15 protein-coding genes and 1 pseudogene are annotated in these 16,510 nt (G+C 73.9%); 8 read left to right on the top strand and 8 right to left on the bottom strand.

Annotation, left to right across the window (positions count from 1 at the left end; genetic code table 11):
* Positions 1–41: 41 nt before the first annotated feature.
* From MQV74_RS21395 to MQV74_RS21365, 7 genes are all read right to left on the bottom strand, one after another.
* A complete protein-coding gene (locus MQV74_RS21395; RefSeq protein ID WP_278194193.1) occupies positions 42–434 on the bottom strand; it encodes a tyrosinase family oxidase copper chaperone in 393 nt (130 codons plus the stop codon).
* Between the two features lie 143 nt (positions 435–577).
* The gene (locus tag MQV74_RS21390; protein ID WP_242719947.1) at positions 578–1,084 is read right to left on the bottom strand and encodes a hypothetical protein; all 507 of its coding nucleotides are present in this window, start codon (positions 1,082–1,084) and stop codon (positions 578–580) included.
* A 173-nt stretch (positions 1,085–1,257) separates the two neighbouring features.
* On the bottom strand, positions 1,258–1,761 hold the full coding sequence (locus tag MQV74_RS21385) for a DUF5949 family protein (RefSeq protein ID WP_242719946.1): 504 nt from the start codon (positions 1,759–1,761) through the stop codon (positions 1,258–1,260).
* 347 nt (positions 1,762–2,108) lie between these two features.
* Positions 2,109–2,348 (bottom strand): chaplin family protein, encoded by a 240-nt coding sequence (locus MQV74_RS21380; protein WP_242719943.1) that lies wholly within the window; start codon positions 2,346–2,348, stop codon positions 2,109–2,111.
* A 132-nt stretch (positions 2,349–2,480) separates the two neighbouring features.
* On the bottom strand, positions 2,481–2,759 hold the full coding sequence (locus MQV74_RS21375) for a hypothetical protein (RefSeq protein WP_138960796.1): 279 nt from the start codon (positions 2,757–2,759) through the stop codon (positions 2,481–2,483).
* A 335-nt stretch (positions 2,760–3,094) separates the two neighbouring features.
* A complete protein-coding gene (locus tag MQV74_RS21370; RefSeq protein ID WP_242719941.1) occupies positions 3,095–3,829 on the bottom strand; it encodes a hypothetical protein in 735 nt (244 codons plus the stop codon).
* A gap of 340 nt (positions 3,830–4,169) precedes the next feature.
* Complete coding sequence (locus MQV74_RS21365; RefSeq protein ID WP_030683987.1) at positions 4,170–4,409, bottom strand: chaplin; 240 nt, start codon at positions 4,407–4,409, stop codon at positions 4,170–4,172.
* Between the two features lie 814 nt (positions 4,410–5,223).
* On the opposite strand from MQV74_RS21365, the gene MQV74_RS21360 reads away from it, so the two are divergent.
* The 8 genes and pseudogenes from MQV74_RS21360 (at position 5,224) to MQV74_RS21325 (ending at position 15,106) form a co-directional block, all read left to right on the top strand.
* Positions 5,224–6,387 (top strand): glycosyltransferase, encoded by a 1,164-nt coding sequence (locus MQV74_RS21360; protein WP_242719939.1) that lies wholly within the window; start codon positions 5,224–5,226, stop codon positions 6,385–6,387.
* Complete coding sequence (locus MQV74_RS21355; protein WP_242719937.1) at positions 6,384–7,940, top strand: sugar transferase; 1,557 nt, start codon at positions 6,384–6,386, stop codon at positions 7,938–7,940. The genes MQV74_RS21360 and MQV74_RS21355 overlap by 4 nt, the downstream gene beginning before the upstream one ends.
* A 6-nt stretch (positions 7,941–7,946) precedes the next feature.
* Positions 7,947–9,335, top strand: a complete 1,389-nt coding sequence (locus MQV74_RS21350; RefSeq protein WP_374120663.1) for an O-antigen ligase family protein — start codon at positions 7,947–7,949, stop codon at positions 9,333–9,335.
* Positions 9,332–11,089 (top strand): murein biosynthesis integral membrane protein MurJ, encoded by a 1,758-nt coding sequence (gene murJ, locus MQV74_RS21345; protein WP_242719935.1) that lies wholly within the window; start codon positions 9,332–9,334, stop codon positions 11,087–11,089. The genes MQV74_RS21350 and murJ overlap by 4 nt, the downstream gene beginning before the upstream one ends.
* Positions 11,079–11,807, top strand: a pseudogene (locus MQV74_RS21340) (polysaccharide deacetylase family protein); the annotation flags it as partial. The gene murJ and the pseudogene MQV74_RS21340, both read left to right, overlap by 11 nt.
* Before the next feature lie 398 nt (positions 11,808–12,205).
* Complete coding sequence (locus MQV74_RS21335; protein WP_242719933.1) at positions 12,206–13,354, top strand: glycosyltransferase; 1,149 nt, start codon at positions 12,206–12,208, stop codon at positions 13,352–13,354.
* A complete protein-coding gene (locus MQV74_RS21330; protein ID WP_242719931.1) occupies positions 13,347–13,991 on the top strand; it encodes a lipopolysaccharide biosynthesis protein in 645 nt (214 codons plus the stop codon). Before MQV74_RS21335 ends, MQV74_RS21330 begins: the two co-directional genes overlap by 8 nt.
* A 17-nt stretch (positions 13,992–14,008) precedes the next feature.
* On the top strand, positions 14,009–15,106 hold the full coding sequence (locus MQV74_RS21325; protein WP_242728953.1) for a GNAT family N-acetyltransferase: 1,098 nt from the start codon (positions 14,009–14,011) through the stop codon (positions 15,104–15,106).
* A 34-nt stretch (positions 15,107–15,140) separates the two neighbouring features.
* Here the strand turns inward: MQV74_RS21325 and MQV74_RS21320 are convergent, their stop codons facing one another.
* Positions 15,141–16,442, bottom strand: coding sequence for a glycoside hydrolase family 26 protein (locus MQV74_RS21320; protein WP_242719929.1), 1,302 nt, complete (start codon positions 16,440–16,442; stop codon positions 15,141–15,143).
* Between the last annotated feature and the right edge of the window lie 68 nt (positions 16,443–16,510).

Genomic DNA, 16,510 nt, shown 5'->3' with positions numbered 1-16,510 from the left:
CCCCCTTCGCATTCCCTCGCGCCCCGTGCGGTCGGGGCCCGTCAGTGGGTGTGACCGTTCAGCCGCGCCGTCACCCCGAGCTCGTCCACGGCCCCGCGGGCGGCCGCGAGCGGGGTCGCGTACGACCCGTAGTGGTCGACCATGGTCAGGTAGGTGCCGTCGGCGCGGCGCATGAGGCCGAGCTGCCGGCCGTCGACCGTGACGCGCCACCGGTCCTGGCCCGCGCCGCGCTCGCCCAGGACCGGGTCGCCCTGGATGCGCCGCCCCCGGTACGTCTCGTCGAACGAACCCTCGTCCGTGGCGCCCGGCGGGGTGGCCCGCGCCCCGCTCGCCCGCATCACCCCCACGGCGGCGAGCGTGGCCGCGGCCGCGACGCCCAGCAGGTGGCGCCGCCCGAGGCGGTGGGTCAGTGGCGTACCGGGCGCTGCGCTCATGTGCTCCCTCTTCCGCGGCCGTGTGCTGCCGGACCTCTAACCGCCCGACCCCCACGGTCCGTTACGGGCCGGGGTGCCGCGGGCCCGGCCGCACCGGCATGGGGCCCGCCCGGTCCACCGGCCCTGTGGGCTTCCCCAGGGCGTCAGTTGAGGCCCAGGTCGGCGGCCGGCTGCGCGCTGAGCAGGGGCTGGTGCAGGCCGCCGCCGGGCAGGCCGAGCGGCGGCAGGGCGGTGCCGTCGGCGCCCGGCGTACCCAGCGGCGCCTCCAGCGTGGCGCCCGGCGTGAGGGCGTACACGTCGGAGCCGCGCGCCGACAGGTCCACGCTCTTCAAGCTGTCCTCGCCCAGCACGTCCGTCAGCGGGGCCGTGAGCTGTACGTCGGGCAGCGCGTTGCCGACCGGGATCTGCGGGACGGCTCGCTCGGGCAGCAGCTTGCCCTCCACATAGCGGGGGCCTTCGAAGTCGCCGCCGGGCAGCGGCACCGGCAGGGTGCTGGTGACCTCGGGGGTCTGCAGGCCCAGGGAGTGCTTGACCCCGTCGAGCGGCACGGTCACGCCGGGGTGGTCCGCCGCGGCCGCGGTCGACGCCGCACAGGCTGCCGCGGTGCAGGCGAGGGCCGTGGCGATGGCCCCCCTCGTGGTGTGCTTCATGGCTCGGATCCTTTCGCTCACGGCGACCACTCGGTTCGCACAGGCTCAACGAGCCCGCCCCGCGCACCAGCACAAACTTCGCCCGAGCAACCGAATACTCGCTTTAGCGGATGATCCCCTCGACTGATCTCCCTGCCGGAGTCCGTCGGCCGGGACGGGGCCGCGGCGCCGCCTCAGCCGCGCAGCCGCTGCACCGGCAGCAGGCAGTGCGTTGCGTTCGTCAGGGTCTCCTCGTCGCCCGCGAAGGACCTGAGGTTGTCCTCCGAGACGGGTGCGCCGGGCGTACCCTCCGGCCACGCGCGCGTGGTCATGATGAAGTACGCGTGCCCGCGCTCCTGTACGGCGGCGAGCCACTCGGGCGGGACCACGCACTGGGCGTTGACGTGCGGCATGCTGACGACCGCCTGCCCCGCCTCGACGAGCAGGGTCACCGGCAGGCTGGGGTTGCGCGCGCCGTCGAGGAGCGGGCCGCCGACCGGCAGGCCGGAGTTGTGCAGCAGCGCGCCGACCGCCTCCGCCGAGGCGTCAGGACCGCCCTCGGCGTCCCCCAGGGGATAGGCCATGAGAAAGGCCATGTCCTTTTCTTCCTCGGGGTGTTCACCGCTCCAGGCGATGACACCCAGGGTGCCCATGTCGGCCGCCCGGAAAGGACGCTGCTCGCTCGGTTTCGTGGTCATGGGCGAAACCGTAGCGACGCGCGCGGCACGGATTTCGCGCTTGTCACCTAAGTGGCCGAACGGCCGTTCCGCATCACACGAAGGGAGGAGTCGGTCGAACGGGTGCGCTGGGGCAGGGCTGCCGAATTCGCTCTGCCACGCGTGCGTGTGGTCGAGCGCGTGCGGCGGGTCGGTCTCGCGCACAGGTGGCCGGGCAGGCGAAAGGCCGGCCCGCGGAAAGGGTTCCGCTGACCGGCCTTTGAGTGCCGCGTTCGCCCGGAAAGAGCACCGAGAGTGCCGGAGTCACCAAGAGCGCGGGGCGACGCCCCGTGGCGTCGAGCCGGGGCGCAACGTGCTGCGGGCGAACGTCAGTTGTTCACGCCGGTGTTGCCGAACGCCGGGTTCAGGGCGCCGATCAGATTCGCGGTGTTGCCCACGACGTTGACCGGGACGTTCACCGGGATCTGACCGACGTTGCCCGAGCCGACACCCGGGGAGTGCGCGGCGTCAGCGGCGGCGTCGGCGTCGGCGAAAGCGGCCCCCGACGCGGCACCCGCGGCCATGCCGGCGGCGGCGAGGACGAGAGCGGCCTTCTTGGCAGTGTTCATCATCAAACCTTCCCTTAGGGTTTGGCTGAAGCCTAGGGGCGGAATTCAGGGGATTCCTGGAATAACACGCCCAAGCATTTTCGGTTTCCCGTTCGGCTCAGCCCACCCGAAGGGAAACGGGAATTCGGGCGGCTAGTTGGCGAGCGGCAGGCCGCCGAGCAGCTGCGTCGGGCCGCCGCTCGCGTTCAGCCCGTCCGTGGCCTGCTTGACCGTGTTGACGACCGAGTTCTTGTTCTCGGTGTCCAGCATGTTGGTGTTCAGCGGCGCCGCGTCCAGGGTCGACTGGCTGAGCAGCGTGTCCAGGCCGCCGTTCAGGCTGGTGGGCGTCAGGTCGTTGGCGAAAGCGGGCGCGGCGGCACCGGCGATCGCCATCGATCCAGCGAGGACAGCGGCAGCCTTCAGGGGCTTCATCGTGTTCCTTTCTTGGTAACTCTTGTCACCGTTGGCCGGGTCACCAATGGGCTTCACTGCTCAGGCAATTACTTCTGCCTGTCGTCTCTCTCACCGGTCCTAACGAGCGGAACTCGGCACGGAAACCCCTGAAACTCAAACTTCCCGGAACCCACTCGATGGAAGGGAATCCGCATTCTTCTCATATCAACTGGACTACGCACACGTGAAGTTGACGAACAAATGACGGCCCGCGCATGACGAGACCCGCCGCACCGGAACGTGCCGGTGGGGCGGGTCTCGTCATGCGCGCCCCGGAAGGGACGCGTGCTTTCCCGGGCCGCTCGCTTCCCTGGCTACTCCTCCACCGGGAGCGGGACGGGCAGCTTCGGCAGCGGCAGGGCGTCCGTCGGCAGCTTGGGGAGCGCGGGCAGGCCCGGCAGGTTCGGGATCGGCAGACCACCGCTGAGCACCGTGGACACGACCACGTTGACCAGGCCGGTGACGACACCGGTGACGGCGGGGACGACCTGGGTCGGGTCGCCGCTCGTGACGGCCTTGAGCAGGCTGTCCACCGCGGTCTGGAGCGCCTTCAGGGCGTCGTCCTTGATGTCGAGGGGGACCTGCGCGGCCTGCGGGCCGCCCAGCGGCAGCTTCGGCACCGCGGCGGGGAGCGGCGGCAGGGCGGGGGCCGGGGGGACGGCGGGCGCGGCCGGTGCGGCCGGTGCGGCGGGTGCCTGGGGGACGCCGGGCACGGCGGCGGGCGGGGCGACCGGCGCCCCGGCGGTGATCTTGGCGATGGCTTCCTTGACCGCGTCGACGAGCTTGGTGGCGTCGGCGGCGGGCAGCTGGCCGTTGTCGGCCTTGAGCGCGGCCTGGAGGAGGTCGGTGACGGGGGTGAGGACGGCGCCCAGGTCTCCGAGCGCCTTCACCTGGCCGAGCAGGGCGTCCGCCCCGGGGACGGGCGCCTTCACGGCGGTCGCTTCCTGGCGGGCCTCCGCCTGCATGGCTATGGCCGGTCCGGCCGTGCCGAGGAGAAGCGCCGCGCAGAGCGTGGTGGTCGCGATACGCCGTGCGGGTGTAGCACGCATAGGTCGTTCCCTTTCGGTGGTCCGTCGGATCTTGTGATCACCGTGAAAGGGAGGATCGCCCTCCGCAACCGAGCGGGCGCGTCGCGTCACACCCCCCTGCGGGTCGACCGGACGTTTACGCAGGTGGGAAGCGGAAGTACGGGGCGGCCCTTGGGCGTTGCGGCTACCCGCCATTCGAGTACGGGCCCGAGGGCGCGACACGCCGACGACGCGGGGCCGACACGCCGGGACGGCCGCCTGTGCCGGTCACCCGGACGCCGCACGGGGCGAGGGCGCCGTCGGCGCATGGAAACGGCCGCCCCACAGGCTGCGGGGCGGCCGTACCGATCGAGGCGTCAGCTCAGTCGTTGACGCAGGTGTTGCCGAACGCCGGGTTCAGCAGGCCGATCACGTTGATCGTGTTGCCGCAGACGTTCACGGGCACGTGCACCGGAACCTGGATGACGTTGCCGGAGACGACACCGGGGGAGTTGGTGGCGGCACCCTGCGCGCCGCTGTCGGCGGCGGCGACACCGGCGCCACCGGCCACGGCGGCGGCCGCGACGGCGGAGAGGGCGAGAGCCTTGGTGGTACGCGACATGGAGAGTTGCTCCTTGGTCAAATGACGCTTGTGCCGTGCGGGATGCCCGGCGCGTGGATCAACGGCCATGCCTGACGGTCGGTTGTGCCCCGGACGGGTGATGGATGGGGCGAGCCATTTCGGTGACAGCCGTGTCGCCGTGTTGCCCCGCCGTGTTACTCACACCGGCGGCTCACGTCCACGAACCCTCTCCGGCCAGCGAATTGACCACCCGCTTCACAGTTTCGACACACGCGGTCGGGTCACGGAGAAGGCTCTTGGCTCCCGCTACAGTTGCGCTTCCTCTTGAGGAATTTCAGCCATAGATGTGCTCATGCCACAAATGTGCATATTCACTCGGTTAGCCCCGCCTTCGCCCCCGCAATCCCTTTTACGCCCGCCTCCGTGCTCCAGCGTTTCTCCGCTCCTCCCACTCCGGAAGGCCAACGCCGTCATGTGCCACTCCCCGGGCCCGCGTCGCGTCCTCGCCGTCCCGCTGCCGTGCGCCGCGTCCCCGCTGGTGCCCGGGCACGCGGCGGCCGCGCCACCCGGCGGCGGGGCGAAACACGGTGAGTCGGCAAAGAGGTATCACGCGCCGCGCCGCACGGGGGTCGTACGCGCCGCCGCCCCCGCGATCACCTCCCGCCGGGCGGTCACCCGGACGGCGGCACCGGGCCGCTGCCCCCTCGCCGGGGCCCGTTCCGTCCACGGCCCTCGCCCTGTCGGCGGCCCTCGCCCCTCCGCCCCGCGCGGCTCCCTCCGGGCCCGGGCCACCGCGGCCGTCGACGCGCGGCGGTAACGCACCTTGCCTCGCACCCATCCAGAGGAATCGCGCATGCCGCAGCCGTCGGTCCTCCCTCCCCCGCGTGTCCTGCACGTCAGCCAGCCCGTGGACGGCGGCGTCGCACGCGTGGTCCTGGACCTCGTCGAGGCCCAGCGCGCCGCGGGCCTCGACGTCCACGTCGCCTGCCCCGGAGGCGTCCTCGCGGGCGGACGCGGGCACGCCTGGGCGGCGAGCCGCTCCCCCGGGCCCTCGCTGTGGTCCGAGGTCCGCGAGCTCGACCGCGTCGTGTCCCTCGTACGCCCCGACCTCGTGCACGCCCACAGCGCCAAGGCGGGTCTCGCCGTGCGGCTCGCCGTGCGCGGGCGCGTGCCGACCGTCTTCCAGCCGCACGCCTGGTCGTTCGAGGCCGTCGGCGGGGTGACGGCCGTGCTCGCCCGCGCCTGGGAGAGGCACGGCGCGCGCTGGACGGCCCGGCTCGTGTGCGTCAGCGAGGCCGAGCGGCACACCGGCCTGCGCGCGGGCGTCGGCGGCACCGCCCGGGTCGTCCCCAACGGCATCGCCGTCGACCGCTTCCCGCCCCGGAACAGGGAGGCGAGCCGGGCCGAACTGCCGCTGCCCCCGGCCCGCGACGCCGCGACGCCGCTGGTGGTGTGCGTGGGGCGACTGTGCCGCCAGAAGGGGCAGGACGTGCTGCTCCGGGCCTGGGCGGCCGTCACCGCGGCGCTGCCCGCAGCCCGCCTCGCCCTCGTCGGCGACGGGCCGGACGCCGAGGCCCTGCGAGCGCGCGCCGACGGCTCGGTGCTCTTCGCCGGTGCGGTGCCGGACGCGGCGCCCTGGTACCGCGCAGCCGACGTGGTCGTCCAGCCGTCGCGCTGGGAGGGCATGGCGCTGGCCCCGCTGGAGGCCATGGCGTGCGGCAGGACCGTCGTGGTCACCGAGGTCAACGGCGCGCGCGAGAGCCTGCCGTCCGACCTCGTGCCCCACGCCCTGGTGCCGCCGGAGAACCCCGACGCCCTGGCCCGCGCGCTCATCGCCCTCCTCGAGGACCGGGCGCTGCGCGACCGGCTCGGGGAGCGGGCGCGCCACCACGTACTCGACCACCACGACGTGCGGCACACCGCCCGCGCGATCGAGGAGGTCTACCGCGAACTGCTCGGCACGGCACCCCCCACGTACGCGGCCGCCACGAAGGACAGGGAGTGCACCAACCCGTGAGTGCGGAACGAACCGTCGTCACCTCGTCAGGGGAGCTGAGACAGCACCAGCAGGACCCGGCCGCGGCCGTCGTCGTGGCGCCCCGGGAGGCGCTGGCCAAGCGCGTCGGGCACGGCCCCTGGCGGCCCGCGCGCCGACGGCGGGCGGCCTGGCCGCTGTTGGCCGTCGACGGGACCGCGGCGGCACTCGGAGTGTGCGCGTACGCCGTGTCCGAGGCCGCCGGGTCCGGACCCTTGCCGGGGTCCGCAGCCGACTGGGTGGCGGCGGCTCCCTGGACCCTCGTCTCCTGGGCCGCCACGGTCGCGCTGCTCACCACGGCCGTCGTCGCGCTGCACGCCCACGGCGGTCTGTACCGGCCCGCGCGGATGCCCCGCGCGCTCGACGAACTGCCCCCGCTCGGCGGGCGCGTGGCGGTCGCCTGGTGCGTGACGGCCACGTGCGCGGCCTCCGTGTCCGGCCTTCCCGTCCTGCCGCCGCTCGCTCCGCTCGCCTCCCTGTCGCCCGTCCCGCTCGTGACGGCGTGCGCGGCCCACTGCGCGCTGAGCACGGTCGGCCGGGCTCTGGTGTACGCACGGTTCCGCGGGGCGCTCGCGCGCGGGCCGCGGCCGGTTCTCGTCCTCGGCCACGGCCCCCGCGCCCGCGCGGTCGCCACCGCGCTGCTGCGCCAGCCCCGGTGCGGGATGCGCCCGGTCGGTGTCGTCTGCGACCCCGCCGACCTCGCCGCCCAGGGCCAGGAGACGGCCCCCGGCCTGCCGGTGCTCGCCACCCTGGACGAACTCCAGCGCGCCGCCATCCAGAACGACGTCCGCACCGTGCTGATCGCCACCGGCCGTACGGACTCCCGCGAGCACTGGCTGCCCGCCCTGCGCGCCCTCGGCTGCGACCTGTGGGAGCTCGCTCCGGTGCCGTCCCCCGCGGGGCACCAGCACGTGGCCGGGTTCCCGTGCCGCCCGCTGCCGCCCGGCGGTCCGCTCCGCACCAGCCTGCGCAAGCGCGCCCTCGACGTGCTGGTGTCGGCCGCGCTCCTCGTGCTCGCCGCGCCGCTCCTGCTGGTGTGCGCGGCGCTCCTGCGCGGCCTGGAGGGACCCGGCATCGTGTTCCGCCAGGAGCGCGTGGGCAAGGGCGGCCGACCGTTCACCCTGCTCAAGTTCCGCACCCACCGGCCCGCCGACCCGCAGGAGGCCGCGACCCGGTGGAGCGTCGCCGACGAACACCGGATGAGCGCGTACTGCCGCTTCCTGCGCCGCACCTCCCTCGACGAGCTGCCGCAGCTGTGGAACGTGCTGCGCGGCGACATGAGCCTGGTCGGGCCGCGTCCCGAACGCCCGTACTTCGTCGCCCAGTTCAGCCAGAAGTACCCCGACTACGCGCTCCGCCACCGCATGCCCACCGGCATCACCGGGCTCGCCCAGATCCACGGCCTGCGCGGGGACACCTCCATCGAGGACCGGTGCCGCTTCGACAACGCGTACATCGACAGCTGGTCGTTCTGGCAGGACCTGTGCATCCTGCTGCGCACCGTCGGCTGTCTCGTACGACACTCGGGGAGCTGACCCAGGGTGCCCACCGCTGACCACGCGCTGGCGCCGCCGCCCGCATCGGCCTCCGCGCCGCCGTACCTCGCCGCGCTGGTGCCCGTCGTGCGACGGGCCGCGCCCGTGCTGCCGATCGTCGCCGTCGTGGCGCTGCTCGCGCTTCCGGTGCCCGCGGGGGCCTCCGGCGACGGACCGCAGATCACGGTCGCCGACGTGGCCTCGGGGCTCGTCGTGGCGCTGTGCGTCCTGACCGCCGTGCGCTCCGCGCGGCGCCCGCTGACCCGGACCGCCGCGCTCCTGTTCGGCCTGCCCGTGGTCGGCGTCACCGCCGCCGCGTGCGCCGCACCGACCGGCGGCGCCGCGCTCGCCGGGGCCGCCCGCTACCTCCAGATCTTCGTCCTGGTGCCGCTCGCCGTCCTCGCGCTGCTCCGGGACGGCCGTGACGTACGCCTGGTGGCCTGGTCGTTCGTCGGGCTCGCCGGGTGGCAGGGCGCGCTCGGCGTGCACCAGTACGTCACCGGGACCGGCGCCTCGTACATGGGCGAGGACATCCGCGCGGTCGGGACGTTCGGGCCGACCGACGTCATGGGGATGGCCACCGTCGTGTCGTTCGGCGTGGTCTGCGCCCTCGCCCTCGCCTTCCGCGACGGCGCGCCCCGGCAGCGGGCCGCCGCGGTCACCTGCGCGGCGCTGCTGCTCGTTCCGCTCGCCCTGTCCTTCAGCCGGGGCGCGTGGATCGCCACGGCCGCCGCCTGCGGCGTGGTCCTGGTGCTGGCCGGGGTGCGGCGGGCGCTGCGCGTGCTGCTCGCCGCGACCGCCGCGGCCGTGGTCCTCGTCGGCGGCTTCGGGGTGGGCTCGCAGATGCTCCAGCAGCGCCTCGGCAGCATCACCGAAGTCGCCGACGCACCCGACCAGTCGGTCACCGACCGGTACACGATGTGGGCCGCTTCGTTCGACATGTGGCGCGAGCGCCCGGTCACCGGCGTGGGCCTCAAGAGCTTCCCCGAGTACCGCGACAGCCACGCCTCCGTCGCGCTCTCCTCCGGCAGCGATACCGCGGGCGCGGGTCACGGCTTCGCCCGTCAGCCGCTCCTGTCCCCGCACAACATGTACTTGCTGATCCTCAGCGAGCAGGGGCTGCTCGGCCTGTGCGCCCTCGCGGGCTGCTGGGTGGGCCTCCTGACCTGCGGACTCCGGCGCTGGGCCCGCACTCGTGCGCAGCCATCGGCCGCGCACGGCGACCGCCTCGACTGCGCGCTCCTGGCCTGTGGCCTCCTCGTCTGGCAGCTGGTCGACTTCCTGTACGCCGACATCGGCGGGCCCTCGACGGTCCTCACGGCCATCGTCCTGGGGGTCGCGGCCTGGTGGGGGGTCGGCGACCACACGCGGCGGCGGGAGGTGCCCGCACCATGATCACGGCCTCCGGGGGCGGGGACACGGGAGCGCCGGCGCCTCCCGGGGAGGCACCCGTCGACGTACGACCGCCCGAAGGGTCCGCCGGGGAGCGGGCCGACGGTCGGCAGGCGGCTCCTGCCGACCCCGACGGCCAGGGGAAGGCTCCCGCTGGAGCCGGGTCCGCCTCGGCCGATGCCGCGCCCGCGCGGGGCGGGAGGTTCCTCGCCAAGGCCGCGCTGGTGACCGCCGCTCTGTCCGTCGCCGGGTCGCTGCTCGGGCTCGCCCGGGACCAGGCGCTCGCGCACTTCTTCGGCGCCGGGGCAGACACCGACGCCTTCCTGGTGGCCTGGACCGTGCCGGAGATGGCGGCCACGCTCCTCATCGAGGACGGCCTGGCCTTCTTCCTCGTACCGGCGTTCAGCCTGGCCCTCGCCCAGCGCGGGCGCGGCACCGGACGCGATCCCGTGCGGGCCCTCGTCGCCGCCTCGCTGCCCCGGATGTGCCTGTGCTTCGCGGCCGCGGCCCTGGCCCTCGCCCTCGCGGCGCCCTGGGTGGTGGCGGCCCTGGCGCCCGGTCTGCCGGACCAGCGGCTCGCCGTGGATTGTACGAGGCTGACGGCGACCTGCGCCTTCTCGTTCGGCCTCGCGGGTTACTGCAGCGCCGCCCTGCGCGCCCACCAGCGCTACACCGTTCCCGCCCTGATCTACGTCGTCTACAACGCGGCCATCATCGCCACGCTCGCCCTGCTCGCCGCGCGGTGGGGCGTCCGGGCGGCGGCCGCCGGGGTCGCGGTGGGCGGCGCGCTGATGGTGGTCGCGCAAGTTCCTTCGCTGTGGCGTCAGTTGCGGCACGGCTCCGGCACGGGCACCGCCCGGGCGCTCACCGAGCCGACGTCGCCCCGGCTGCGGACCACGGTCATCTGGACCGTGCTGCTCTTCGCGCTGTGCCGTCAGTCGCAAGTCCTCATCGAGCGCTTCCTGGCGTCGTCGCTGCCCGGCGGCGCCATCTCGCATCTGAACTACGCGCAGAAGGTCGCGCAGATGCCGATGGCCCTGGCCCTGATGCTGTGCACCGTCACCTTCCCCGTCCTGGCCCGGGCGCAGGCCGAAGGGCAGACCCTCAAGGCACGGGACCGCGTGGAGCGGGACGTCGTGATGGCGGGGTGCGTGGTGCTGCTCGGCGCGGCCGCAGTGATCGCCGGGGCGCACCCCCTCATCCAACTCCTCTTCGAGCGTGGCGCGTTCACGCCCGAGGACACCGCCGCCACGGCGTCCGTCATGCGTGTGTACTCCCTGGGGCTCCTCGGTCACACCCTCGTCGGCGCCCTCGCCCGCTCCTACTTCGCGGGGGGCCGCGTCACCTGGGCGCCCGTGACCGCGATGGGCCTCGGCATCGTCGCCACGGCGGGCCTCGGCGTACTGAGCGTCGGCACCTTCGGGGTGTACGGGATCGCCGCCGCCAACGCCATCGGCATCTGCCTCACCGCCACGCTGCTGCTGCGCGGCATGGGCCCGCGCACCGTTCCCATCCGCATCCCCAAGGTCGTCGCGGAGCTCGCCGGGCTGGTCATCGCCGCCGCCGTCGCCACGCTCCTGGGCGCGCTGTGCGCTCGCTCCCTGACCGCACCGGTGCCCGCCCTGCTGGCCTGCGGCCCGACCGTGCTCCTGACCTTCGTCCTCGTGGCCTGGTTCCTGCGCGTCGGCCCGCTGGTCTCCGCCGTCTCCGCCCTCGGCCCCGCCCTACGAAAGCTGGCTTCGCGTCATGACCGCTGACACCAGACCCACCCCCCGCACCGCCTCCACACGGTCGTGGATCGCCATGTACCACTCCGTGGACCGCTGCCCCGACGACCCGTACCGGATCACCGTCACCCCCGAGCGCCTCGACGCCCAGCTCGCCCGGCTGCGCCGCCGCGGCCTCACCGGAGTGTCCATGGCCGAGCTGCTGCGCGCCCGCGCCGAGGGCCGCGCGGACGGGCTCGTCGGCCTCACCTTCGACGACGGCTACCAGGACTTCCTGGACCACGCCCTGCCGCTGCTCCACCGCCACGGCTGCACCGCCACGCTCTTCGTCCTGCCCGGCCGCCTCGACGGCGACAACGCCTGGGACCCGCTGGGCCCGCGCAAGCCCCTCCTGGGCGCCGAGGGCATCCGCGCCGCGCACGACAGCGGCATGGAGGTCGCCTCGCACAGCCTGACCCATGTGGACCTCACCCAGGCCGACGACGAGCAGCTCCAGCACGAGATCGCGGGCAGCCGCAGCGCCCTCGTCCAGCTCATCGGCGCCCCCGTGGACGGCTTCTGCTATCCGTACGGGTACGTCGACGCCCGGGTCCGGGAGGCGGTCCGCACGGCCGGGTACCGCTACGCCTGCGCCATCGACTCCGGGCCGCTCACCGGGGACTTCACCCTGCCGCGCGTCCACATCGGGCAGCAGGACATCGGCGTACGACTGTGGTTGAAGGAGCGCCTGAACAAGGCGCGGGGGAGGACGCTGCCGACGGCCGGGAGCCCTTCGACGCCGACGGCGGCGAGCCCTTCGACGGGTGCGCCCTGCGGGCATGTTTCACGTGAAACAGCCGCGCGGGCATCGCGGGAAGCGGCCCCACGTCCGCCGCGGGAAGCGGCTCTCCATGTACCGGGGGAATCGAACCCCCGTGCGCTACGGGAGGCGACCCCCCGTCCGGCACGGGAAGCGGCCACCCGGGTTCCTCGGGACGCGACCGCACGGGTTCCTCGGGACGCGACCGCACGGGTTCCTCGGGACGCGACCGCGCGAGTTCCCCGGGACGCGACCGCGCGTGTTTCACGTGAAACATCGGCGGGCGCGACGGCCGACCCTCGCAGCACCTCGAACACGGCTGCCGCGCCCTCCAGGACGGTGAAACCGTGAGGGCCCTGCACGTCATCACCGGTCTCGGCATGGGCGGCGCTGAGCAGCAACTCCGTTTGATGCTGCGGCACTTGCCCGCCAGCTGCGATGTCGTCACGCTCACCAACCCCGGCTCCGTCGCCCGTCAGATCATGGCCGAGGGCACCCGCGTCACCCACCTCGGCATGTCCGGCAACCGCGATCTGTCCGCCCTGCCCCGGCTCACCAAGCTGATCCGCGCCGGGCGCTACGACGTGGTCCACACCCATCTGTACCGGGCCTGTCTGTACGGCCGGATCGCCGCCCGCCTCGCGGGTGTCCGCGCGGTGGTCGCCACCGAGCACTCGCTGGGCGAGTCCCAGATGGAGGGGCGGCCCCTGACGGGCGGCGTACGCGCCCTGTATCTCGCCGGGGAGCGCCTCGGCCGCGTCACCGTCGCCGTGTCACCCGCCGTCGCGCGGCGCCTGCACCGGTGGGGAGTGCCTCGGCAACGCATCAGCGTCGTTCCGAACGGCATCGACGCGGACCGCTTCCGCTTCGATGCCGCCGCCCGTGCGATCACGCGCCGCCGCCTGGACCTGCCGGAGGACGCCTACGTCGTCGGAGGAGTGGGCCGCCTCACGCCCGGCAAGCGCTTCGACGTCCTGCTGCGCGCCGTCGCCCAGCTCCCGGGGGACGTCCTGGCCGTGCTCGTCGGCACGGGACCGCAGGAGGCCGAGCTGCGGGAGCTCGCCGAGCGGCTGCGGATCACAGGCCGCGTGCGCTTCGCGGGGGAGGCCCGGCACGAGCCCGAAGCCGCCCCGTCGGACGGCACCGACCTGCCGGCCCTGCTGTCGGCCATGGACGCGCTCGCCTCCCCCTCGCCCGAGGAGGCCTTCGGGCTCGCCCTCCTGGAGGGCCTGGCCAGCGGGCTTCCCGTGCTCTACGCCGACTGCCCGGCCATCGACGCCCGGCCCTGCGCCGAGCGCGGCCTCGCCATGCCCTGCCCGAGCAACCCGGACGCCCTCGCCCGCGCGCTGCACACCCTGCGCCCGCGCGGCACCGCGCCCCGCACGGCACCGCCCGCCGCCCACCACTACAGCGTCGCCCGCAGCGCCGGGCAGCTGATGAACGTCTACGAGTCGGCTCTCTCCGGCTCGACCTCGGAGGTGACCTTCGATGCGTAACCCCTTCCCCGCCAGGTCCGGTGGCGTGCGCGCGCGTCTGGCCCGGCTGCCCCGCTGGTGGCCGCTGCCCGCCTGCGCGCTGCTCGGCGCCACCGCGGGCGGCGCGTACGGCGTCCTGCACACCCCGCAGTACGCGGCGACCAGCTACGTCATCGCCGTGCCGCAGGAGCGCGCGGACCCGTCGACGGCCATCGGCTACGCGCAGGCCTACGGGCGGGTCGCGACCCAGCTGGCCGTCCTCGGCGACGCCCAGGTCGCGGCGGGCATGTCGGCCACGCGACTCAAGGACAGCGTGCGCGTGGCGACCTCACCGGACGCGCCGATGATCGCCATCACCGCGTCCTCGGCCCACCCGGGCGAGGCCGCGCTCACCGCCAACGCCGTGGCCCGCTCCCTCACGGTCAGCGCCAACCACACCAAGAAGAGCACCCAGATCAAGCTGCTCCCGTTCTCTCGTGCGCTGAAGCCCACCGCGCCCTCGTCGGTGTCGACGCCGGTGAGCGCCCTGGTCGGCACCAGCGCGGGCGGCCTCCTCGGCGGTCTCGCCCTCCTCGTCAGGCCCCGGCGCCCCGCCGCGCGGGCGGGGACGGCCGCCGTGCCCGCACCGAGTCCGGTCCTGGCCGGGGACGCGGTGTGACGGCGGCGATCGGCGGGATGACGGTCGAACTCTGCGTACGGGAGGAGGAGTTCGAAGGCCTGGCCGCGCCGTGGGGACGGCTCTACCGGGCCTGCCACGCGGCCACCCCGTTCCAGAGCCACGCCTGGCTGTCCTCCTGGTGGCAGTCGTACGGCACCCGGGGACGGCTGCGGGTCCTGCTGGTCCGGGACGGCGGGGAGCTGGTCGCGGCGGCGCCCCTCATGCGGGCGCGCGGCCCGCTGCCCGTGCTCACCCCGCTGGGCGGCGCCATCTCCGACTTCACCGACGTACTGCTCGACGAAACAGTCGCCGGTGACGGCCTGCGCGCCCTGACCGAGGGCCTCGCGGGCCTGGCGCGCGGCGCCCTGCTCGACTTCCGCGAGGTCCGCCCGGGTGGCTGCGTGGAACGCGTGTACGCGCGCTGGCACGGGCCCCGCCACGTCGTGGACGATTCGCCGTGCCTCGAACTCCCCCCGCTGCCCATGGAGGAGCTGCTCGCCCGGCTGCCGACGCCCCGGGCCCAGCGCACCCGCGCCAAACTGCGCAAACTCGCGAAGCTCGGCGTGGAGTCACGCGTCGTCCTGGCGGAGGACGTACCGGAGTCCCTGGAGACGCTGCTGCGCCTTCACCAACTCCAGTGGGAAGGACGGAAGGTGACTACCGAGCACCTGCGGCCGCGCTTCCGCGAGCACCTGATCCGCTCGGTGCGGCCCATGGTCGCCGCGGGCGAGGCGGTCGTCACCGAGTTCCACCTGGACGGCGAAGTGATGGCCGCGGATCTGACCCTCCTGTCCGGCGGCCTGGCCGGGGGCTATCTGTACGGCGCGCATCCGCTGCTGCGGGAGCGCAAGGCGGACGTCGCGACCATGCTCCTGGACGCCTGCACCCGTCACACGGCGGGCGAACGGCCCCGCACGCTCAGCCTGTTGCGCGGCACCGAGCCCTACAAGCACCACTGGCGCCCCGACCCGGTCGTCAACCGCCGCTATCTGCTGGCCCGTACCGGCACGGCCCCGCTGCTCGCCGCGGCCGCCGCCTCGGCGGCCGGGCGCCGCTGGGGCAAGCGGCTGCTCGACGCCCGGCGTGAGCGTCGCGGTGACGCGGCCCCCGAGTAGGTCCGCGCCACCGCGACCGACTGTGCGGCCCGCCTCAGCGGTCCCTGCGCCACCAGTCGAAGCGCAGGCACAGCTTGCCTCCCAGCCAGTACTCGACCCAGTCACCGAGGTCCAGCGGCGAACACTCGGTCGGGGTCGGCTTCGGCTCGGTCGGCTTCGGCGGCGTGTCCCCGCGTCCGGTGAGGAGTTCGCGGTAGACCCGCGAGGACCGGGGGTTGGTGGAGCACTGCCACACGCCGTGGGGGCAGTAGTCGGTGATGGTGTTGTAGAGCGGCTGCTTGTCGTCCATCCAGGCCAGCATGCGGCGCATGTACTCCGCGTTGTCCCCGTTGCGGAACAGGCCCCATTCGGGATACGAGATGGCCTTCTTGTGCTGCGCCGCGAACTCGACGTGGTGCTGGAGCCCGTACGGCTCGCTCACCTGCTCGTCGAACGCCATGCCCCGCGGCTGGTCGTACGAGTCCATGCCGACGATGTCGACGACGTCGTCACCGGGATAGCACTCGGTCCAGGGAACGGCGTCCCGGCCCCGGCTCGGCGTGAAGTCGAACCTGAACTTCTGCCCGGGCACCGCGCGCATGGCCGTGACGATGCGCTTCCAGTACGCCTTCCAGGACTCGGGGTCGGGAGCACACCGGTGCGTGTACGTGATGCCGTTCATCTCCCAGCCGAGCACGAGGACCGTGTCCGGCACCCCGAGGTCGACCAGGCGCCGCGCGAGCACCCGGTAGTGCTCGTCGAACTCGCCCGCCGCGCCCCGGCGCAGCAGCGAGCGCACCGCGTAGTCGCCGACGCCCTCCTCGTTGCGGTCGAGCATCGGCACGTTCAGCACGAACAGCCGGTCGTCCTTCTCCTTGCGCCAGTCCGCCCAGCTCTCCAGGAAGTCGGGCGCGCCCTCGATGTTGCTCCACCGGTCCCCCGGCAGATACGTGTGGCCGACCCGCAGCTCCGCGCCGCCGAGCCATGCGCTGAGCTCCTGGATCCGGCGGGGGCCGCGCGAGCCGTAGTCGACGTACGCGCCGAAGGTGCTCGCCCCGGCGGCTTCAGCGGGCTCGGCGGGCGACGGCACGGCGGGAGCGACGGGTGGCCGGGGAGCGACGGGACTCGCGGGCACGGGGCTGGCGGGAGTGGCCGGGGTCGCCGGAGTCGCGGGGGTCGCCGGAGTCGCCGGAGTCGCCGGAACAGCCGGCGCCGGCGTGGCGGGCGGGGGCGGGTCGTCGGCACGCCTGATGTCCACCGTGTATCCCGGCCCGGCGGCCAGTGCGGCCGACATAATGACTCCGGCGGCGATAAAGACCGCGCGTTTACCGCGTCGATGACTGTGTCGGGTCCTCATGCCTGCTCCTCGATTCCGCCTCCGCTTACTGACGCTCAGTCATTTTTATGTTTATTGCGCCAATCGAG

The organism is Streptomyces sp. AN091965, assembly GCF_022698285.1.
Taxonomy (GTDB): domain Bacteria; phylum Actinomycetota; class Actinomycetes; order Streptomycetales; family Streptomycetaceae; genus Streptomyces.
Note: the sequence above shows the minus strand (reverse complement) of the source record. Positions and strands in the feature narration are given on the sequence as shown.